The following is a 21,652-nucleotide window of genomic DNA, read 5'->3' on the forward strand; positions in this document are numbered from 1 at the left end:
ATAAATTTTTTATATACAAATGAAATTTTCAAAATTTTTTTCAAAAAACCAGTTATAATAGAGGATAGTAAACATTTCGGAGGGCTAAAATGACTAAGCAAACATTTGAATTTGATAGCGAACTAGAAGTAAATCGTTTAGGTTTTGGAGCGATGCAATTACCTGGTACAGGAGTTTGGGGACCAAGTACGGATGAAGAAAATGCAGTCGCGGTGGCAAAAGCAGTTTTAAATAGCGATGTCAATTTTATTGATACAGCAGACTCATACGGGCCTTTTTACGCTAATTTATATATAAAAGCGGCTCTAAAGGATTATCAAGGACCGCATAAGCTAATTGCTAGTAAAGTTGGTTTCACGCGTCCAGGCCCTAATCAATGGTCTGTAGTGGGTGATCCAGATTATTTAAGACAACAAGTAGAGTTAAATTTACGTACACTTGGGCTTGATAGTATCGACTTAATGCAGTTGCATCGAGTTGATCCTCGTTTTCCAATTGAAGAACAAGTTGGTGTTTTAGCAGATATGCAAAAAGAAGGTAAAATTCGTCATATCGGCTTAAGTCAAGTAACCGTAGAACAAATCAAACGGGCTCAAGCTGTTGCTAAAATTGCATCCGTCCAAAATCGCTACAATTTAATTGAGCGTGATAATGAAGATGTTCTTCAATATGCAGAAGAAAACCACATGGCATTTATTCCTTGGTTCCCACTGGCGACTGGTAGATTAGCTCAAGAAGAACATGGGATTTTATCTCAAATTGCCAATAATCATCTTGCTACGCCAAGCCAAATTGCATTAGCGTGGCTGTTGCAAAAATCAGATGTGATTTTGCCAATTCCAGGAACATCTAACATTCAACATTTTGAAAGTAATATCCAAGCAGCTTACATTACACTTTCAGATGCTGAATTTAATGCACTAGAACAATTATAATTAAGTAGTGGAACTTCATAGAAGAGTCTGATATAATGAATCGGTAATTAGTAGGGTAGTAGTAGGCTTTAATCTTATCTAAGCGAGTCTGAGTTGGTGTGAGTCAGATATAAGGTAAAGTTGAAGGCGTGACCTTATGGATGCTAATTTAATAAATAAGTGGATTATTTAATCAATTAGAGTGGTACCGCGGGAAATCTCGTCTCTTACATTTTTACAAATGTAAGGGGCGTTTTTTATTTCGCAGAATGGAGGAAAAAATGGATTATAAGAAGAAAGTTGCTGCTGCTTTAGCACCTGCACTAAACGAGTATCTTACTGATACAGAAATTTACGAAAAAATTGAAATTCCTAAGGAAAGTAAGATGGGTGATTACGCCTTTCCAACCTTTACCTTAGCTAAGGTATTGCGCAAAGCACCACAAATGATTGCGAGTGAATTGGTTGAAAAGATTGACCAAGATCAATTTGAAAAGGTTGAAGTTGCTGGACCATATATTAATTTCTTCCTTGACAAGACTGCTTTTGGAGCAGAAGTTTTAGGTACAGTTTTAAGTCAAAAAGCTGAATATGGTCAAAATGACGATGGTAATCAAGGAAATGTTCCAATTGATATGTCATCTCCTAACATTGCTAAACCAATCTCAATGGGACATTTACGGTCAACAGTAATTGGTAACTCATTGTCATTAATTATGAGTAAAAATGGGTACAATCCAATTAAGATTAACCATCTTGGAGACTGGGGAACTCAATTTGGTAAGTTGATCACAGCTTACAAGCTTTGGGGTAGCGAAGAGGAAGTTAAAGCAGATCCAATTAACAAGTTACTTGAATACTATGTTCGTTTCCATAAAGAAGACCAAGAAAAACCAGAACTAGACGACATTGCTCGAGACTGGTTTAAGAAGCTTGAAGATGGTGATGAAGAAGCCATGAACCTTTGGCAATGGTTCCGTGAAGAATCGCTAAAATCGTTTAAGCAAATTTATGACAAACTAGGAATTACATTTGATTCATATAAGGGTGAAGCTTTCTACAACGATAAGATGGATGAAATTGTCCAAATTCTTGAAGACAAGGGTCTGCTTAAAGAAAGCCAAGGAGCTCAAGTAGTTGACTTAGAGAAGTACAATTTAAATCCAGCATTAATTAAGAAGACGGATGGAGCAACCCTTTACATTACTCGTGATTTAGCTGCTGCTTTGTATCGTTACCGGACTTATGATTTTAACCAATCATTGTATGTTGTTGGTGCTGAACAAACTAACCATTTCAAGCAACTAAAGGCTGTTTTAAAGGAAATGGGCTTCGATTGGTCGGATGATGTACATCATATTCCATTTGGTTTAATTACCTTGAATGGTAAAAAACTTTCAACTCGTTCAGGTCGAGTTGTATTGCTGGATGAAGTTTTAAATGATGCGGTTAGTTTGGCTAAAAAACAAATTAACGATAAGAACCCGGATTTAGCCAATGCAGATACTGTAGCTAAAGAAGTCGGGGTCGGTGCGGTAATCTTCCATGATCTTAAGAATGAAAGAACTAATTCATTTGATTTCAATCTAGAAGATGTTGTTCGTTTTGAAGGGGAAACAGGACCTTACGTTCAATATAGTCGAGCTCGTGCTGAAAGTATTTTGAGAAAAGCTGGCGATGTCGAAGAATTCGCTCAATTAAATATTACGGATCCTAAAGCTTGGGATACTTTGAAAGCTCTTCAAGATTTCCCTAATATTGTGAAGCGAGCAGCTGCTCAATATGAACCTTCGGTAATCGCTAAGTATGCCCTAGGTTTAGCAAAGGCCTTCAACAAATATTATGCTAACTCTAAAATTTTGGCTGACGATGAAGAAAAAACAGCTCGTTTAGCATTGGTTAAGAGTGTAAGTATTGTACTAGAAGAATCCTTACGCCTATTAGGAGTAAAAGCTCCTGACGAAATGTAATAACTGAACTAATTTTAAAATAAAAAAGTGAATATTTCGTAATTTATAAATGAGGACCGCGTTCAAAATGATGTTTTTTGGACCGGTTTTTTATTTTCTCATAAAATACTCATAATTTTAATCAAGATAGCGCTTTACAAATGAACTACACCTTTTTGGACCTAAACTACACGATTTGGACTAAAAATTACATATTAAATTCTGTTTTTGATTCCGTTAGACTGTTTACATCATCAAAATCAAACTTATTTGGAGGAATTTAAACATGGTAAATAATCAGTTGGAGTTAGAGGTTAAGAGTTTCTTAGAAGGACAATCAGATTTTGCTAACTTACCTAGTTCGGAAATTACACGATTGAGTCAGGTGATCAGAAAGAAAAAAATTCGCCAAGGACAGTGGATTTTTGATCAGGAGGATGAATTTGAATATGTATTTTTGATGAAGGAGGGACACGTTAAATTGTTTTCGATGAATCTAGAAGGGGACATGACTTCTGTCTCATATATCGTTCCGCAGATGGTTTTTCCACTGCGAGGGATCTTGCAAGGCCGAAAATATTGCTATAATGCAGTTGCAATGTGTACCTCAGAAGTTTACATTTTACCCATCAAAGAGATGCGTAAAATTATTGTTCATCATTACGCTTTTACGATGGCATTTATGAGACGGATGGAGCACCGCCTTCACCGTTCAGAAAAACTATTAGAAAAAACAACGTGTTCTAGCGCAGCTCAACGGGTGCGTCAGGTATTAGATTATTTAAATGAAGACTATGCGCAGACGCATGGTACTGTTAAGAAGGTACCTTTTAAAATATTTTTGAAAGATTTGGCGGTTTTGAGTGCCACTACGAGTGAAACTGCCGGATCGGTAATTAAAGCAATGAAAGAAGAAAAGAAAGTGCTGTATAATAATAAAATAATTTCGTTTATATAAATATTGAGCGGAGCGTGAAGATATGAAAAAAGAATTACGTCAGAAAAAAATATTAAATTTAATTTCTAAAAAAAATATTGCAACTCAACTAGAATTAATTGATGCACTAGCAGAAATTGGTATTAAAACCACGCAAGCAACGTTATCTAGAGATATTAAAGAGTTACATCTAGTTAAAAAAACAGATATTACAGGTGAGGTCGCTTATCGAGTTTTAAATGCAGAAGAACAAGTTGAATATAATAGTGGACCCGTTCGCGATATTTTTAAGGAAAGTGTAAATGGTATTACACAAGTACAATTTATTAATATTATCCAAACTGATCCAAATGACGGTAGTCGGGTAGCAGCGGTAATCGATGACGCAGAAATTGATGGAGTTAAGGGAACATTAGCCGGGTATGATACACTGGTGGTATTTAGCGCAGATGCTGAAGCGGCCGAAGCTTTGCATCAGAAGTTAAAATCATTTTTAGAATAAAATAGGTTATTAAGACGAAGTTAAAAAGGGCAATCAACCTCGGTAGAATAACATTGATATGATAAACTATTAAAGTATCGTAATCAGCAACGAGGTAAATGTATGAATATGAAAAAAATAGGGAGTGCGATTAAAGCATTCTTACAAAAGATTGGTGCATTTTTAAAACCCGTGTGGGATAAAATTCACCCGTTCATCCATAAGTACTGGCACAGATATCAGCTTACGCGATGGATTATTGTAGTAGTTTTAGCAGTTGTATTTTTCTCAAGTGCGATTTTAACTTATCAAGCGAAGACTGCTAATGTAAAAAATTTAAAAGCAGCTTTATCCCAGCCTACTTTAGTTTATGATAAAAATAATGCTAAAGCTGGAAGTTTATATTCTCAAAAAGGAACCTGGACAAATCTAGATAATATCTCACCTAACGTTCAAAATGCCGTAATTGCGACGGAAGACCGAAACTTTTATAAGGAATATGGTTTTTCAATTAAGGGAATCGGTAGAGCGTTTGTGATGTACGGGGTCAATAAATTACTTGGTCGAGATTATATATCTGGTGGGGGAAGTACTTTAACCCAACAATTAGTAAAAAATGCCTTTCTATCACAGCAACAGACCTTTACTAGAAAGGCTAAAGAGTTATTTTTATCAATTGAAGTTGAAAATGTTTATTCAAAAAAAGATATCTTAGCAATGTACTTGAATAACGCCTATTTTGGAAATGGGGTTTGGGGAGTACAGGATGCTGCTGAGAGGTATTTCGGGGTCAGTGCTTCGGAACTATCGGTTCCCCAAGCGGCAACCTTGGCAGGGATGCTGACTAATCCGAGTGGCTATAATCCGATCGATCATCCAAAAAATGCCTTTTCACGCCGTAATGTAGTTTTAAGTTTGATGGCGGAAACCGGTAAGATATCCAAGGCCGACGCCAAATCCTATGCTCAAACAGCTATCTCAACCAGTGATAATTACAATAGTGAGGACGGTTATAAGTATCCATACTACTTTGATGCAGTAATCGATGAAGCCATTAGCGAGTATGGATTGACGGAGTCGGATATTATGAATCGCGGGTATAAAATTTATACGTATCTGGATCAGGATAGTCAGCAAGGTATGCAAGATACTTTTGACAACTCCGCTAATTTTCCGGTTGATGCTACAGATGGTACTAAAGTACAGGCTGCATCTGTTGCAGTAAATGCCAAAAATGGTGGTGTAGAAGCGGTAGTTGGTGGTCGTGGTAATCATGTCTTTAGAGGCTATAACCGAGCTACCCAGATTAAACGCCAACCTGGCTCAACCTTAAAACCTATTGCAGTTTACGCCCCAGCTTTAGCGAGTGGATATAGTTATAGTTCTATGTTAGAAGATAAACTTCAAACATATGGAACTAATAAATATAAACCTGAAAATTACAATAACGAATATGCAGGAAAGATTGCGATGTACCAAGCACTTGAACAAAGTAAAAATGCGCCTGCGGTATGGTTATTAAATAAAATTGGTGTAGATAAGGGTTACGATTACACCAAGAAATTCGGCTTAAACCCAAGCAAAGATGATAAGAACCTAGCGATGGCTCTTGGTGGATTGACGAATGGTGTATCGCCAATTCAACTAGCTTCTGCTTATACTGCATTTGCTAATAATGGAACGTTGTCGAAGACTGGATTTATTCGCAAAATTGTAGATGCTTCTGGAAATACGATCGTAAATAACACCACGGAATCCAAACGAGTTATTTCAAAAAAGGTCGCTAAAGAAATGACCAGTATGATGTTAGGTGTTTATGGTGACAGTTCTGGCACAGGTTATGGGGCAGAACCTTTTGGTTATACAATTGCTGGTAAAACAGGTAGTACTGAAGCAGATACAGGAACTAGTCCATCAGATGCAACCCGTGACAAATGGATGGTAGGATATACAAAGGATGTTGTAGTTGCTACTTGGGAAGGGTTTGATGACACAAACAAGACCCATCATCTGGAAAATATTACGGGAGTCGGCATGAATAGTATGTTCAAGAGTGAAATGAGTGCCATTTTACCAAATACGAAAGGTACTTCATTTGACGTTAAATCAGCTTCTACTCTAGCTAATAGTGGAAACAATGTTACATCAAACGTTTGGGACAATATTGAAGACGGAACTTCTTCCATCACAGATAGTATTTCTCGAGGAGCTAGTGGGGTCAAAGAGAAAGCGGGAGAATTCTTCAACGAAGCTAAAAAGTTCATTACCGGGAATTGATTTTTATATTAAAAACAAGGCCTAAATGATATAATTAAGATGTTAATTTCAGAGGAGGCGTACTATGGCTGTAAACATTTATGATACTGCAAACCAAATGGAACAAGAAATTCGCCAAACAAGTGAGTATAAGAGCTTGCAAGAAGCTTTTGCTGAAGTACGAAAAGATGAACATGCTAGTGCGTTGTATAGCAAATTTCAGGATGTTCAGAGTAATCTTCAACAAAAACAAATGAACGGTGAAGAACTAACCGAAGAAGAAATCAAAAATGTTCATGAAATTGCAGATCAAATTGAAAAAGTAGATTTGATTAAGGATTTAATGGATAAAGAACGTAATATGAACCAATTATTTAGCGATGTTAGTCAAATCATCGTTAAACCAATCCAAGAATTATACAAAAACTAATTAATTGCACGTGACAATCTTTTTGTTATGACGCTGTGCTATAAAAAATTGGGACTGTAAGACAAAAAATGTCGCAGTCCCATTTTTTAGTTTCTGGGAAAGTAGAGGAAAAATATGAAATTTATTCATGCGGCTGATATCCATTTAGGGAGTCCGTTTCAAGGATTAAAAAATATTCCGGCTAACATCCGTAAACGCGTGGTTAGTTCGACCGGAGTGGCCATGAAAAACTTGGTTCAGGCAGCCATTGAAAATACAGTGGACTTTGTCTGCATTGCGGGGGATTTATTTGATAATCCGGAACCGGATTTGGAAACTTTAAACCTTGCCATCGATCAACTAGAAATTTTAAATGCTGCAAATATCCCAGTATTTCTAAGTTATGGAAATCATGATTATCTTAATGCTAAAATACCTGGAGTAATTTTTCCGGATAACGTAAGTATTTTTGGAGAAAAAGTTGAAACCAAACAAATAACGTTGGTAGATGGATCAACGGTGGATATAACAGGCTTTAGTTATAATAAACGCGCAGAAATTAATGCTCGGATTGAGGAATATCCTAGTAAAAGTAATCAAGCTGATTTCCAAATTGGAATGTTGCATGGAAGTATGGACGGTCTAAAATCGAGCGAAGCCCACTACGCACCTTTTACAATTTCACAATTGTTAGCTAAAAACTATGACTATTGGGCATTAGGGCATATTCATAAGCGACAAACTTTAAATGATATGCCGGTCATTGCCTATGCGGGAAATACTCAGGGACGTCATATTAATGAACCTGGACCCCGTGGGATAAGTCTAGTTACCATTAACCAACAAAAGCAAACTGACGTCCAATTCTTAAGAACCGATGTTGTAGAATGGACTAATGTAGCAGTTCAAGCGCAAAAAGGGATGGATTTACAACAAATTATTTCAGCGATCATTCAAGCGGTCGAACCTTTAGCAGCGCAACAACTTAAATTAGTTAATATTAACCTACAGAATAGTAATGTTTTAACACCAGAAATTTTAGATGAACTTACCAGCGGAATTGTTTTAACTCAAATTCAAAAACAGTTAGACCAAGAGGTATTTTGGGTTTATCGAATTTCTTTGAAGGTTAATAATAATATTCGGATTTTTTCAGAATTAGACCAAGCATACTGGGAAAAAGCGACCGCCAATGTTTTTAACGAAAAAAAAGTTCAAGAAAAGCTCGGCAGGTTAATGGAACTTGATTTTATAGCAGAAACCTATGGAAATGATTTAGAACTTAACCCGTTGAAAGACCAAGTTGAACTAATGTTGAAACAACGGAATGCTCTTGGAGACGAACGCGATGAAAATTAATAAGATTGAGATTTATGGATTTGGAAAATGGAATAACGTTATTTTCGATTTGAAACAAGATTTGCAAGTTTTTTATGGTTTGAATGAAGCTGGTAAATCAACGCTAAGACAATTTATTTATAGTATTCTATTTGGTTTTGCTGGTGGACGTGGTAATCATAAGTATTTACAATATGTACCTAAAAAAGCACAAGGTGCAGCAGGGTACGGTGGCAATTTGGTAGTAGAATATCAAGGAAAAACTTACCAAATCGAGCGAATTAAAGGTAAAAATGGTGGGAAAGTAAATGTTAAAAATATGGATGATGGACTCGAAATGAATCCAGAATTTTTAACAGAGATGCTTGGCCCCATTGACCAAAATGCTTACGAACGGTTGCTGGGATTTAACCAGAGTGATTTGGACGACTTCAATGATTTAGGCAACCGGGATGATTTACGAAGACATATTCTGCGAATGGGCGCAGTCGGAAGTGATGAGTGGATTAAGCTCGAAAACGACTTAAAAAAGGAAGCGGATAAGCTTCATACTGCCAGTTCTCGAAAACGAGACCTAGATCTTAAAATCAAGCAATATAAAGAAGCTGTTGATCAGCTTCAAGCTGATAAGGCCAAACTACCAGATTATCAGGTAACGAAAGACTTAGAAGAAGCCAGTCAACAAAAGTTGCAGCAAGTTCGATCGGAGATTGCAAAATTAAATACTAAAATTACTGAAACCAATAATCTGATTAATACGTGGCCTACATATTCAGAAACATTAGATTTAAAGCAAAAGCTGCAAGATATCCCCGAAGCATACTTGAATTTAGATTTGAATCAGTTGGAAGTTTTAGCCAACCAGATACGTGAAAATCAGAATGAACTTCGTAATTTACAAAGTCAGCTAGAGGATTTACCAAATGAGAAAAACAATGTAATTGATATAACTAAATTAGACGAACTACAAAGTAAGCTACCAGAAGTAAAATTGAATTATGGTCAGTTAGAGGACTTGAAACATAGATTCAATCGATTGAACCAACAACTTGAAGAAATTCAAGCGCAGTATCAAGTTGACCTTGGTAATCTTAAACCCATGCCAGAAGGTCAATTTGTTGAATTAAAGGACTTATTGTTAAAGCAGAAACGTAAGAATGCGGATATTAATCAACTTAAAACACAAATGTTAGAAACTACGGGAAGTCGTTCAACACATACGAATTCTAATTCCAATGTAGTAATTGGCGCAGCCGCGGTACTGGTCGTAATTGATTTTTTAATCCCATTAAACTGGTTATTTAAGTTGATCTTGCTAGCAATAATTATTGGTGGTGGATATGGTTTAACCCATGCTAAATCAGCAGACAACGTTACACCTAATGAAGAGAATTTAGAAGATGTTTTGAAGCGGGATGAAACCGAAGCTGAGCAAATTAAAACTGCAATCAAGCAAATTGGTGATAAAACAAGCTTTAACGCATTTCCAGTGGAAGATTGGGTAGCATTACAATCTAACTTGTTGAACTACCAGCATTTGGTTAATGAAATGAGCGAATTAAAGGGACACTTAACCCAAATCGAAGAACAGCTTGGCACTTTTTGGGAATTCAGCGATGGAATTCTCCCAGTGGATGAACATCGAAAAGAAGCTCTACAAACTTTGATCGATCAGGTAAATGGAATGGTTGAGCAAGATCGAAAGCAACAAAGTATCAGCCAACAGCGTCAATTACTTAATAAAAATGTGGCGGAACGGCGTACCGAGTTAGATAAATTGCGAATTCAATTTAAACAGCTTAATGGACCTGAAATTAATGCTGATTTTGATGATTGGCTTAAGCAAGTTAGAACAGCCCAACATTTAAACTTAAGATTAAATACTTTATTGGAATCTAACCAAGTTAAGTTTTTTGACCAACTACAACAATATGCAGATTTAACAAAATTGCAGCAACTTCAAAACGAACAGGAACAAAAGCTGGCCGAGTTTAAACAAGCTGAGCAAGATATTTTAGACCAACGTGCTAATCAACTAGGTGAACTTACGGGTCTTAAGAGTAGTGTAGACATCCTAGCTGAACAACAGTTACTATCAGAACAAGAAACCGAAATTAAAGATCTGGTTTCAGAATGGTTAACTTTGCAGCTAGGTGCTGAATGGGTCGATCAAACACTAGGGGTGGCAACTAAGGGACGTTTACCGGTAATCCTTGATAAGGCAAATGAGTACTTTAGACAGATAACTAATCAGCGTTACCAAAAAATTGAATTTGATAAAGATGATATGATTAATGTAACGGATGAAACTGGAAATGTATTTGAAATTGGTGAGCTGTCAAAAGGTACGATGGAACAGCTTTATATTTCAATTCGATTTGCCTTTATGCAAGCTTTTGCGGATACGGTAAGATTACCAATTATCATTGACGATGCTTTTGTAGCGTTCGATGATGTTCGTTTACGACAAGCCTTTAGTTTATTAAACAAAATTGCAGAACAAACTCAAGTTATTTATTTTTCTGCCAAGAAAGAAGTTTACGACTTAATTGATGACCAAAAAATTATTAATTTAAATGAAAAATAAAAGGGGGAGATATTTTGACGAAAAAAATAACCGAATTTCAAAATGATGAAGAAATGGAATTATTTGTCTTAATCAAATCTGCGGAAAAGCGGGTGACCAAAGCTGGAAAAGATTTTATTTCGATGAAGTTTCAAGATCGATCTGGAGACATTCACGGAAACTGCTGGGATGCTAAGGAAGAAGATTTTAAAAATTTCCAACCTGGGCGAGTAGTTCTTCTAAGAGGAAAAAGAGAAACTTATAAGAATGCTCCACAAGTAAAGATTATGGCGATGCGTTTAGCTACCGATGAGGAACCAAATGATCCTACTGCTTATACTGAAAAAGGACCGGTTTCAGCTGAAAAATTGCGAGAAGAATTTACGCAATTGATGTTTGAAATCAACAATCCAGATTGGAATCGAGTGGTTAGATATTTATTGAAGAAGTATGACCGCGAATTTTTCAGTTTTCCAGCAGCTAAAACTAACCATCATGCTTTTGAGGGTGGTTTGGCTTTCCACACGCTTTCAATTGTTAATTTAGCTAAGTCGGTTGCTGCTCAATATGAACAAGTAGATCAATCTTTATTAATTGCGGGAGCCATCCTACATGATCTAGGTAAAACGATTGAATTATCAGGGCCCATTGCAACTCAGTATACGGTTGAAGGCAATTTGTTGGGGCACATTGTCATTGTCGACGAGGAGATTGTGGAAGCAGCTAAGGATTTAAAAATTGATCCGAGCTCTGAATCAATGGTGGTATTAAGACATATGATTGTTGCTCATCATGGTTTGAAAGAATATGGTTCACCAGTTGAACCGCACATGCTGGAAGCAGTTATTTTACACGCATTGGACGAACTTGATGCTGAAATTCAAATGGTATCTGGAGCTTTGAAAAATACACAACCTGGAGCTTTCAGTGAACGAATTTTTGGTATGGATGGACGTAATTTTTATAAACCAGAAAGCAAATAAAAAAGATGAACGAGAAATCGTTCATCTTTTTTATTTAGCATTATTTAGTACTTGAGCTAGCAGAGCTACCAAGGTAATCGTCAAGAACGTTCTTAAGGTCTTTGTCCTTAATAGTTACGTTACCCTTCTTAAGAACTTTAGTGATTACACTACGTAAGGTTGTGCTATCGCTCATATCTGCATTCCAGATACGTTCTTTAAGTTCTTTAGTATGGTCAGACATCTTACCCTTAGATGGTTTGTTAATCATCTTAATCACTTGGTAACCATATTCAGTTTTAACTGGTGTAGTTGTATATTTACCTTCATCAAGCTTGAATGCAGCTTTCTTGAAAGAAGAGTCCAGTGTTGAGTTTGTGTCATCAAAGGCAGCAATTTTACCACCCTTATTCTTAGTTGAAGAATCAGTTGAATATTGCTTAGCAAGTTTAGTGAAATCTCCACCATCGTTAAGCTTCTTGATAATATCTTCAGCAGTTGATTTCTTAGAAACTAAAATCTGAGCCACTGTAACCTTTGGTTCATAAGATTTCCATTCTTTCTTAAGGTCTGCATTTGAAATCTTATCGTTAGCTTTAACGGCTTCTTTCAATAGCAGATTAGAACGAATCTGAGTCTTCAAAGAAGAAGTTGTCATACCATTAGATGAAAGGATGCTCTTAAATGATGATCCATATTGATCCTTGTATGAGTTGTATTGCTTAGTAACCGTCTTTTTAGAAACTTTATCACCATATTGTTTTTCTAAAACTTTGTTGACGATCATTTCTTGAAGAACTTGCTTACCACTAGTGGTGTTCTTCAAGCTGCTGTAGTATTCGTCTTGAGTGATTTTACCACCCGATGTTGTAGCAACCGTCTTATTTCCACATGCTGCTAAGGTAAATGCCATTGCAATACTGGCAAAACCAATTAAAACTTTTTTCATTACAATCTACACATCCTAACAATTTAATTTGTTAAATACAAAACCTATCATACCATACCTAAATGGATGATAATAAAACAACTTTAATCTTTAGAAAAAGTTTTAATCATTTTCTTTTTTTATCCAAGATTTGGTCTTGTAAATGATCAATTTCGCTATTTATGTGTTTTTTTAGTTCATTAATTTTTTCAATGCGAGGGTCGAGTTTATATTCAAAGCGATCCACCGATTTAGTAATTTGGTTGACCGTTCGCTCAGCTTTTTTTAATTCAACTTGGAGTTGAGCCGAGTTAGCCTTTAAACTTTGAAGTGAGTCAACAAATTCACTTAAATTGGTAAAGTATTCCTTCATCGATATTTTAAAATCACGGATGAAATGGGGATGGTTAAGAAGATATTCGACACCTTTAAAACCAGCCCAAGTTCCGATGGACCACTTTAACCATGAATGCTTCTTAGTTTTTTTTGCCATAATTAATCACCTAAACGATCAGTAATCTTTTTTTGGATTTTTTGAAGTTCCTCAGAACTGTATTTATCGGTGTTATCAGTAAAGGTCATGCTGAAACCATCATCCTTGGTATAACGTGGAATCAAATGGAAGTGAGAGTGGAAGACACTCTGATAGGCTAATTCGCCGTTATTATTAATCACATTCATGGCTTTAATGTCAGGATTGCTAGCCTTGATGGCCGTCGCAATCTTAGGAATTCTGGAGAAGACGTCTGCTGCCAGCTGGGAATCATAGGCAAAAAGATCGGGAACATGTTTTTTAGGTACCACCAAAGTATGTCCAGGTGTTACTTGAGAAATATCAAGAAATGCTTTAACCACGTCATCTTCATATACAGTATAACTAGGAATATCGCCAGTAATTATTTTACAAAATACACAATTTTCATCCATTATTTCTACCTCCAATTTATAATTAATTATACATGAAAAAGGAGGGAATGTATCATCATAGCAATATGGTTAAAGACCGATATGTTATAATTTATGGAGATTTTCAAAATCTTTTTTAGACGATTGGGGATTTAAATTTGACACTATCAATTGAGCACTTAACGGGCGGTTACACACAAACGCCAGTCATAAAAGATATTAATTTTGAAGTTAAAAATGGTGAATTACTAGGATTGATTGGTCTAAATGGAGCAGGAAAATCAACTACAATCAATCATGTCATTGGATTAATGCGTCCTATGAAGGGTAAAATTATTTTAGATGAAATTGATTTGGAACAGAATCCTACTCAATATAAAACCAAGCTTGCGTATATTCCGGAATTACCTATTTTATATGATGAATTGACGTTGAAGGAACATATTGAACTAACGATTAAGGCTTACGAAATGAATTCAGAAAAGGCATGGCAGCAAGCTCATAAACTTTTAAAAACCTTTCGATTAGAGAATAAGCTAGACTGGTTCCCAGCTAATTTTTCAAAGGGGATGCGTCAAAAGGTGATGATTGTTTGTGCCTTTATTACTGACGCAGAATTATTTGTAGTCGATGAACCTTTTCTAGGATTGGATCCGCTAGCAATTGATGACCTTTTAAAGGTGATTAATGAAAAAAAGCAACAAGGAGCTTCCATTCTAATGTCTACGCATGTCTTAGACACCGCTGAAAAGTATTGTGATCGCTTTGCTCTCTTAAATGAAGGTGAATTAAAAGCGGTTGGAACGTTAGCTGACTTTCAGAAACAATTTAATTTACCGAACTCTAGTTTAAATGATATTTATTTAACAATTGCTAAGGGTGAGCGCGATGAATGAGTTATGGAACAGTCGAACTAAGCAATATCAAAAAATGGTCATGCGATATTTAAAATATGTATTGAATGATCATCTGATTTTAGCGTTGCTATTTTTCGGTGGTGGAATTGGTTTAGCATATTCGAATTGGTTAAAAGAAATCCATCCAGGAACCTGGTATATCAAACCTTTAGTTTTAATTGGAGGCGTTTTGCTAACTTTACTAGGTAACCCTGTCCTCCTACTAAAGCTGCCGGATAAAGTTTTCTTGGTTCCTAAAGAAAAAGATATTCATCAATATTTAGGGAAATCGGTCAAAAGATCATTAATCTCAGTGGTATTGCCAACTTTGATTGGTAATATTATTTTATTTCCATTGTTAGCATTGGAATATCACCATGTTGAAGCGGCGGTAGCCATTACGGTTACTATTTTCTTGGGAAGTATGGCAAATGTCTTGAGAAAATATCAAACTCTATACTTTGATACCAGCCTTTCACAAATGTGGTTTCATTTGGTAGTGATGTTGATTGCTGTAGGACTAGGTGTTTGGTTTAGTCCGATGGGTGGATTAATATTAATGGCGATTAATTTGATTTTTAGAGTTGTACTTTTGAATCAGGTTTTCAAAACTAAGCGGTTTAACTGGAATTATGCAATTGACTTAGAGAATAGTCGAATGCAGCGCTTGTATCATTTCTTCAGCTTGTTTACCAACGTCAAGCAGGTTGGTGCAGAAGTTAAACGTCGAAAATATGCGGATGGCTTGGTTCATATTTTATCTGGGAAACCAACCTTGTTTACTTATTTATATCCTAGAATAATGATTCGGAGCGGTAATCAAGGGAGTTTGATGTTACGTCTATTACTATTAGGGATGGTTATTGAAGGTTATAGTCAGCAGATTCCGTTAAAGGTAATTGTTGGTGGACTAACAATCTATTTAATGGTTATCCAAATGGTAGACATTTATCGTCCCGTTCACGAAAATGTATTTATTAAGATCTATCCTGTTAGCCCAGATGCAGCAGAAAAAGACTTGTTATCTGTTATGAAAAGAATCATACTTATAAGCGCGATATTTTTAACATTAATTGGACTGATAAGTAACTTATCATGGAACTTTTTAGTTGCATCGGTGGTAACACAGGGGATTGTTGCAGTGATTTTACTCAAGTGGTTCATACCACGTTATATAAAAAAATTAAATTAAATTTAAGAGGTAATTATGCGAGTTAGAAATAAACCATGGGCACCGGAGTTAATCGAGGCTCATCCAGAAAAGATTGTTGAAAAGGGCCAAGCGTTCAAGGGTCAATGGAACCAGCGGTTTGAAAAAGAACAACCAATTTTTATTGAAGTAGGAACGGGTAAGGGTCAATTCATTATTAATATGGCCAAAAAATATCCTCAATACAATTTTATTGGAATTGAAATTCAAAAGACTGTAATTGCCATTGCTTTAAAAAATGCTTTGGAGGAAGAAATTCCCAATTTGCAATTCTTATATGCTGATGGCGCTGAACTTACGGATTATTTTGAAGATGGTGAGGTTTCCAAAGTTTTCCTTAACTTTTCAGACCCATGGCCTAAAACACGTCATGAAAAACGCCGGTTAACCTTTAAGACTTTCTTGAAAGTTTATGAACAAATTTTAGTTAAAAATGGGGAAGTTGAATTTAAAACGGATAATCAAGGATTATTCGAATATTCACTTTACAGCCTTAATAACTATGGAATGACTTTTGAAGGCGTTTGGTTAGACTTACACAATAGTGAAGAAAATGAAGATAACGTTGAAACTGAATATGAACATAAATTCAGTGCTAAAGGCCAGCCAATTTACAAATTAAAAGCACATTTCTAAAGTGAAAAATAAAAAGAGTCTGAGGATTTTTCCTCAGACTCTCTATTAGTTTGCTATTATCGACGATAAATATCGATAATGGTACCAGTATAGGCATCTGCGATAAATTCGTACTGAATAAGTTCATTGTTTTCGTACTTGGTGATTCCACCATAATAAACTGAAGCTTTAAGGCCATAGCGATTAAGAGGAGACGGCTTTGATTCAATCCAAGCGCCCTCAATGGGGCCATCGTCTTCAAAAGAACGTCGTACCCGAGCTAAGGCAGATTGTGGTCTTACTTTGCGGTGTTCCTTGATTTGATATGTAACTAATGAACCCAGCGCAAAAGTTCCGATTGCGGTAAGCGTTAAACCGAGTAATGCAGATGATTTAGATGACATGAAACCACTTCCTTTTCTACTAATTCTAACATTAGTAAGAAGGTTTTGAGAATTAAAAAGTATATATTTTAAGGAGAAAATAATGTTAATTGCTAGTTATAATAAAGAAACCATGGGAGATATCCTAATTACGATGATTCGTCCAGATGCTGAGGAAGCAAAAATTGAACAAAAAGGCTCCGTAGTTCGAATTGCCGATGCTAAAACAAATGAAACCACCGGTTTTAATTTCTTAAATGTTAGCGAAATTTTTGAAATCAATGGTAAGGGTCCCATTACTTTGACTCAAGAACAAGTAAAGCAACTTAATGCCACATTATCTGCTAATGGTTTTGAAGCTGAATTAGTAGCAGATGAACGTCCAAAATTTGTCGTGGGTTACGTGAAATCAACTAAACCACATCCAGATTCAGATCATTTGTTAATTACTGAAACTGAGGTGGATAATGGTGAAACTTTGCAAATTGTTAGTGGTTCACCTAATATGACCGACAATATCAAGGTAGTAGTAGCTAAGGTGGGAGCAATCATGCCAGATGGAATGATTATTTGGCCAGGCGAACTTCGTGGCGTTGAAAGTAATGGAATGATTTCCTCTGGAAGAGAATTGCATTTAAATAATGCACCTCAGAAGAAGGGAGCATTAATTTTACCTGATGATTTCGTTGTAGGTGAAGCATTTGATTTTGAAAAAGGTAATCATATCTTTGATTAAAGAAGGGATTTAGATGGTTAAATATGATGGGCCTGCTTTTTTTCGAAAAAAAGGCGTAGATTTTAATAATCCAAGTTTAAATATTCAAGAAGACCAAACTTCGAAGTTAAAAAATGAGGATTTTACCCCTGCTATTAAACGGCGTAAACAGGTTCCAGAGACCATTTCCCAAGCAAAATTATCGCAGGCGGTAGATCCCATCCAACCAACGTTGGCTAAAGATACACCTGAACCAACTAAACAAGTGGTAGAGAAAACTGAGCATCGACAGCCTCGTTTTAGAATGCCCCGTACAAAATATGAGGCACCGAAACGTCCAGCAAAGGTTATGCATGAAATTAAGCATCGACACCAGCTTGAGAAAAGTCATCATGAACTTGATGAAAATATTACACCGGTGATAGAAAAAAACGTACCGAAAACGATGGTTGAAAAAGCTGTCCCAATTGAAAATAATAATCACTTTGAAGAGCAACCGCTGGAAGAAAATCCAAGGCAGTCATTTGAACGAAGTGAAACTAATGAATTCGGGTATCAATTTCCAAGTTTGAATTTATTACCTAATCCAGTAATTGACACTGATAATACGGACGAGTGGGTTAATGATCAAATTCAAAGATTGAATGATGCCTTATTAGCGTTTGATGTTGATGCTGAGGTTGTAAATTGGACTGTGGGTCCAACGGTAACTCAATTTGAAATTGAACTCGGTCGAGGAGTTAAAGTCAATAAAATCACGAATTTAACGGATGATTTAAAGCTGCAGTTAGCAGCTAAGGATATTCGAATTGAGGCTCCAATTCCTGGTAAAAATACCGTGGGGATTGAAGTACCTAACTTGCATCCTCGACCAGTGCCTTTAAGTGAAATTATTAGTTCAGATAAGTTTAAAGCAAGTGAGTCACCATTAACCGTGGCTTTGGGAGTTGATTTGTTTGGTCAACCTCAAACTTATGATCTTCGCAAGATGCCGCATGGTCTGATTGCTGGTGCCACTGGTTCTGGTAAAAGTGTTTTTATTAACAGTGTTTTGGTGTCGTTGTTATACAAAGCGACTCCTCAAGAGTTGAAACTACTATTAATTGATCCCAAGACGGTTGAGTTAGCGCCATACAATGGACTGCCACATTTGCTTGCTCCAGTTATTTCAGATCCTAAGGCCGCATCGGCTTCTTTAAAATGGGTTACCAAAGAGATGGATGAGCGTTATGAAAGACTGGCGGCTGCAGGTGCTCGCAACATTGAGCAATATAATAAAAAGGCCGAAAAAGCCCAAGATTACGCCAATAAAATGCCGTACATTGTAGTTATTATCGATGAATTAGCTGATTTAATGATGGTTTCTTCTTCAGAAGTACAGGATTACATTGTACGAATTACGCAAAAAGCACGGGCAGCTGGGATTCATCTATTGATTGCAACCCAGCGACCTAGCGTGGACGTAGTAACCGGATTGATTAAAAATAATATTCCAACAAGGGTAGCGTTTATGGTATCCAGTCAAGTCGATTCAAGAACAATCTTGGATCATTCAGGGGCAGAGCGACTCTTAGGAAGAGGAGATATGCTGTTCCTTGGAAATGGAAAGAGTAATCCGGTTCGTCTACAAGGGGCCTTTATTGATGAAGAAATCGATGACATTACTGATTTTGTCCGAGCACAGGCTGCGCCACAATATACTTTCAATCCTAATGAGTTGAAAGTCCAAAGTGAAGAGTTGGATAGCGAAGACGAATTAATGGATAATGTACTTGAATTCTTAGCGGATGAGGAAACTATCTCAACATCTAAATTACAGAGAATGTTTTCAATTGGATACAACCGAGCAGCAACCATTATGGATCAACTTGAGGCTTCAGGATATATTTCGGAAGCTCGTGGTTCAAAACCACGGGAAGTTTTTTATGATGGAAACAATAACGAAGTGTAGTGTGGTAAACTAAAAACAATTTAATTATAGGAGTGGTAAAGGTGGATAAAGATTCAACTTATTATTTTATCGGTATTAAGGGGTCAGGGATGAGTTCCCTAGCACTTATTTTGCATGACGAGGGATACAAAGTAGAAGGATCAGATATTGAGCAATATACCTTTACACAAAAGGGCTTAGAAGCTGCTGGGATTAAGATATTACCTTTTGATCCAGCCAACCTACGTGAAGGCTTGACGGTGATTGCTGGAAATGCATTTACTGATGAACATCCTGAAATTAAAAAAGCTAGAGCAATGGGTCTAAAAGTAATTCGTTACCATGAACTTCTGGGACAAATGCTAGACAAATATACTAGTATTGGTGTTGCAGGAACGCATGGTAAGACTAGTACAACAGGATTGCTTGCTCACGTTTTAAGTGGTTTAGACAAGACTAGTTATTTAATTGGTGATGGAACCGGTAAGGGTATTCCAGATGCACGATTCTTTGTTTTTGAAGCTGACGAATATCGTCGTCATTTTATTGCATACCATCCAGACTATATGATTATGACTAACGTCGATTTTGATCATCCAGATTATTATAAGGATCTCGCCGATGTTGAAAGTGCCTTCCAGCAGGTTGCCGATCAAGTTCATAAGGGAATCTTTGCTTGGGGTGAAGATGAAAGCCTTCGTAAAATCAATACATCTGTTCCAGTTTACTATTATGGAACTAAGGAAAATGATGACTTCCAAGCTACCAATATTAGTCGAACAACCACGGGTTCTGAATTTGATGTAATCCATAAGGGTGAAAAGTTAGGTCGATTTACAATTAACCTTTTTGGTGAACACAATGTGCTAAATTCCTTGGCTGTAATCGCAGTAGCATACTTTGAAAAAGTTGATTTGGACCTAGTTCAAAAAGAACTTTTAACTTATCAAGGTGTTAAACGTCGTTTCTCTAAGGAAGCAGTTGCTGATAATATTTTAATTGATGATTATGCACATCATCCATCTGAAATTAAGGCGACATTAGATGCAGCTCGCCAAGAATTTCCTGATAAAAAAATTGTTGCTGTTTTCCAACCACATACTTACTCAAGAACTGCCGCTTTGATGGATGGCTTTGCCAAGAGTTTAAGTTTAGCTGATCAAGTTGTTTTAACTGAAATTTTTGGTTCTGCACGTGAAGATGCCGGGGCTGTTTCATCACAAGACTTAGCAGATAAGATTGGTAATAATACCAAATTGATTCATCAAGATGATTTATCGGCTATTAGTGATTTACACGATGCGGTATTGGTCTTTATGGGGGCCGGAGATATTACTAAGTACGAAAATGCTTATAAGGCATTATTTAAATAATTATTAAGTTTTGATTTGTTTGACTAATTTTGACCTATAACATTAGCCATTTGGGTAGCTTCTTGTTACAATGTGGTAAATAATCGAATGGGGGAATTAGATTGGATCAAAGACCAAATGTTATTAATACAGAAATAGGATTAAATCGATTTCTAACAAAGATGTACGGATGGATGGCAGCTGCTGTAGCCTTCTCTGGAGTGATTGCTTACCTAGGAACCACAATCTGGCGACCAGCCGTAATGACTTTCCTTTCTCAAGGAAGAATGAGTATCTGGGTAATTTTTGTTGCTTTGTTCTTGTTTATGATTTTTGGACAAAAGGCGGCCTTGCAGAATCCAACGGTTAGTTTCTTAATGCTATTTGCCTTTTCGGCATTCTTTGGAATTACGTTGTCGAGTGTCTTTATGCTTTATAGTACCGCTACTATTGCGGGGGCATTTTTCTCAGCAGCATCGGTTTTCATTGTAATGAGTGTGATGGGAGTAACCACAAAGCGTGATCTATCAAGGATGGGTAACCATTTAATTGCGGCATTGATTGCGATGGTGGTAGTTTCAGTGATTAATTTATTCTTCCTTCACAGTTCAGCCGTAACTTTCTTCTTCTCAATTATTGGAATTGTGATTTTTGCGGGTTTGTCAATGTATGATACTGCAACTATGAAACGTCTTTACCTGAACTATGGTGACCAAGTTTCTGAGACTGGACTTGCAATCCAAGGGGCATTTAGCCTATATCTAGACTTTATTAACCTCTTCCAATACTTCTTAACTATTTTTGGATGGAATCGAGACTAAATAAAAATTTTATAAATACAAATAAACCGAAGGTCAATCTTTTTCACGTTGACCTTCGGTTTTTGGTATCATTAAAGAGGATAG

At 36.4% G+C, this 21,652-nt stretch carries 20 protein-coding genes; 16 read left to right on the plus strand and 4 right to left on the minus strand.

Features of this window, described 5'->3' with window-relative positions; all coding sequences use genetic code 11:
* Positions 1-89: 89 nt before the first annotated feature.
* From PEPE_RS03270 to PEPE_RS03310, 9 genes are all read left to right on the plus strand, one after another.
* Entirely contained in the window at positions 90-935 is an 846-nt protein-coding gene (locus tag PEPE_RS03270; RefSeq protein WP_011673193.1) for an aldo/keto reductase, read from the plus strand.
* Positions 936-1,195: 260 nt separating this feature from the next.
* Positions 1,196-2,884, plus strand: coding sequence for an arginine--tRNA ligase (gene argS / locus PEPE_RS03275; protein WP_011673194.1), 1,689 nt, complete (start codon positions 1,196-1,198; stop codon positions 2,882-2,884).
* A 265-nt stretch (positions 2,885-3,149) separates the two neighbouring features.
* Positions 3,150-3,821 (plus strand): Crp/Fnr family transcriptional regulator, encoded by a 672-nt coding sequence (locus PEPE_RS03280; protein ID WP_011673195.1) that lies wholly within the window; start codon positions 3,150-3,152, stop codon positions 3,819-3,821.
* A gap of 22 nt (positions 3,822-3,843) precedes the next feature.
* Complete coding sequence (locus PEPE_RS03285) at positions 3,844-4,302, plus strand: arginine repressor (RefSeq protein WP_011673196.1); 459 nt, start codon at positions 3,844-3,846, stop codon at positions 4,300-4,302.
* 108 nt (positions 4,303-4,410) lie between these two features.
* Entirely contained in the window at positions 4,411-6,558 is a 2,148-nt protein-coding gene (locus PEPE_RS03290; RefSeq protein ID WP_041526990.1) for a PBP1A family penicillin-binding protein, read from the plus strand.
* Between the two features lie 64 nt (positions 6,559-6,622).
* The gene (locus tag PEPE_RS03295; RefSeq protein ID WP_002833772.1) at positions 6,623-6,967 is read left to right on the plus strand and encodes a YlbF family regulator; all 345 of its coding nucleotides are present in this window, start codon (positions 6,623-6,625) and stop codon (positions 6,965-6,967) included.
* Between the two features lie 114 nt (positions 6,968-7,081).
* Entirely contained in the window at positions 7,082-8,305 is a 1,224-nt protein-coding gene (locus PEPE_RS03300; RefSeq protein WP_011673198.1) for a metallophosphoesterase family protein, read from the plus strand.
* Positions 8,295-10,871: an ATP-binding protein gene (locus tag PEPE_RS03305; RefSeq protein ID WP_011673199.1), complete on the plus strand. Its 2,577-nt coding sequence runs from the start codon at positions 8,295-8,297 to the stop codon at positions 10,869-10,871. Before PEPE_RS03300 ends, PEPE_RS03305 begins: the two co-directional genes overlap by 11 nt.
* 14 nt (positions 10,872-10,885) lie before the next feature.
* Entirely contained in the window at positions 10,886-11,833 is a 948-nt protein-coding gene (locus PEPE_RS03310) for a 3'-5' exoribonuclease YhaM family protein (RefSeq protein ID WP_011673200.1), read from the plus strand.
* Between the two features lie 40 nt (positions 11,834-11,873).
* On the opposite strand, the gene PEPE_RS03315 is transcribed toward PEPE_RS03310, so the two are convergent.
* From PEPE_RS03315 to PEPE_RS03325, 3 genes are all read right to left on the minus strand, one after another.
* Positions 11,874-12,761: a peptidylprolyl isomerase PrsA gene (locus tag PEPE_RS03315; RefSeq protein ID WP_011673201.1), complete on the minus strand. Its 888-nt coding sequence runs from the start codon at positions 12,759-12,761 to the stop codon at positions 11,874-11,876.
* Between the two features lie 106 nt (positions 12,762-12,867).
* Complete coding sequence (locus PEPE_RS03320) at positions 12,868-13,233, minus strand: hypothetical protein (protein ID WP_002833777.1); 366 nt, start codon at positions 13,231-13,233, stop codon at positions 12,868-12,870.
* A gap of 2 nt (positions 13,234-13,235) precedes the next feature.
* Positions 13,236-13,667 carry an HIT family protein gene (locus PEPE_RS03325; protein WP_002833778.1) on the minus strand — a complete coding sequence of 144 codons (432 nt, stop codon included), beginning with the start codon at positions 13,665-13,667 and terminating at the stop codon, positions 13,236-13,238.
* Between the two features lie 137 nt (positions 13,668-13,804).
* Between PEPE_RS03325 and PEPE_RS03330 the strand changes: the two genes are divergently transcribed.
* Genes PEPE_RS03330 through trmB form a run of 3 tightly spaced genes read left to right on the plus strand, consistent with a single transcriptional unit; the run spans position 13,805 to position 16,388 of the window.
* Entirely contained in the window at positions 13,805-14,542 is a 738-nt protein-coding gene (locus tag PEPE_RS03330) for an ABC transporter ATP-binding protein (protein WP_002833779.1), read from the plus strand.
* The gene (locus tag PEPE_RS03335) at positions 14,535-15,734 is read left to right on the plus strand and encodes an ABC transporter permease (protein WP_002833780.1); all 1,200 of its coding nucleotides are present in this window, start codon (positions 14,535-14,537) and stop codon (positions 15,732-15,734) included. The genes PEPE_RS03330 and PEPE_RS03335 overlap by 8 nt, the downstream gene beginning before the upstream one ends.
* Before the next feature lie 15 nt (positions 15,735-15,749).
* Entirely contained in the window at positions 15,750-16,388 is a 639-nt protein-coding gene (gene trmB, locus PEPE_RS03340; protein ID WP_011673202.1) for a tRNA (guanosine(46)-N7)-methyltransferase TrmB, read from the plus strand.
* A 56-nt stretch (positions 16,389-16,444) separates the two neighbouring features.
* Here the strand turns inward: trmB and PEPE_RS03345 are convergent, their stop codons facing one another.
* A complete protein-coding gene (locus PEPE_RS03345; protein WP_011673203.1) occupies positions 16,445-16,771 on the minus strand; it encodes a PepSY domain-containing protein in 327 nt (108 codons plus the stop codon).
* A gap of 82 nt (positions 16,772-16,853) precedes the next feature.
* Between PEPE_RS03345 and ytpR the strand changes: the two genes are divergently transcribed.
* The 4 genes from ytpR (at position 16,854) to PEPE_RS03365 (ending at position 21,568) form a co-directional block, all read left to right on the plus strand.
* Positions 16,854-17,486, plus strand: a complete 633-nt coding sequence (gene ytpR / locus PEPE_RS03350) for a YtpR family tRNA-binding protein (protein ID WP_002833784.1) — start codon at positions 16,854-16,856, stop codon at positions 17,484-17,486.
* Positions 17,487-17,499: 13 nt separating this feature from the next.
* On the plus strand, positions 17,500-19,416 hold the full coding sequence (locus PEPE_RS03355) for a DNA translocase FtsK (protein WP_002833785.1): 1,917 nt from the start codon (positions 17,500-17,502) through the stop codon (positions 19,414-19,416).
* 41 nt (positions 19,417-19,457) lie between these two features.
* On the plus strand, positions 19,458-20,768 hold the full coding sequence (gene murC, locus PEPE_RS03360; RefSeq protein WP_002833786.1) for a UDP-N-acetylmuramate--L-alanine ligase: 1,311 nt from the start codon (positions 19,458-19,460) through the stop codon (positions 20,766-20,768).
* Between the two features lie 101 nt (positions 20,769-20,869).
* Positions 20,870-21,568, plus strand: a complete 699-nt coding sequence (locus tag PEPE_RS03365) for a Bax inhibitor-1/YccA family protein (RefSeq protein ID WP_011673204.1) — start codon at positions 20,870-20,872, stop codon at positions 21,566-21,568.
* Positions 21,569-21,652 lie beyond the last annotated feature (84 nt).

The sequence above is a fragment of the Pediococcus pentosaceus ATCC 25745 genome (genome assembly GCF_000014505.1).
GTDB lineage: Bacteria > Bacillota > Bacilli > Lactobacillales > Lactobacillaceae > Pediococcus > Pediococcus pentosaceus.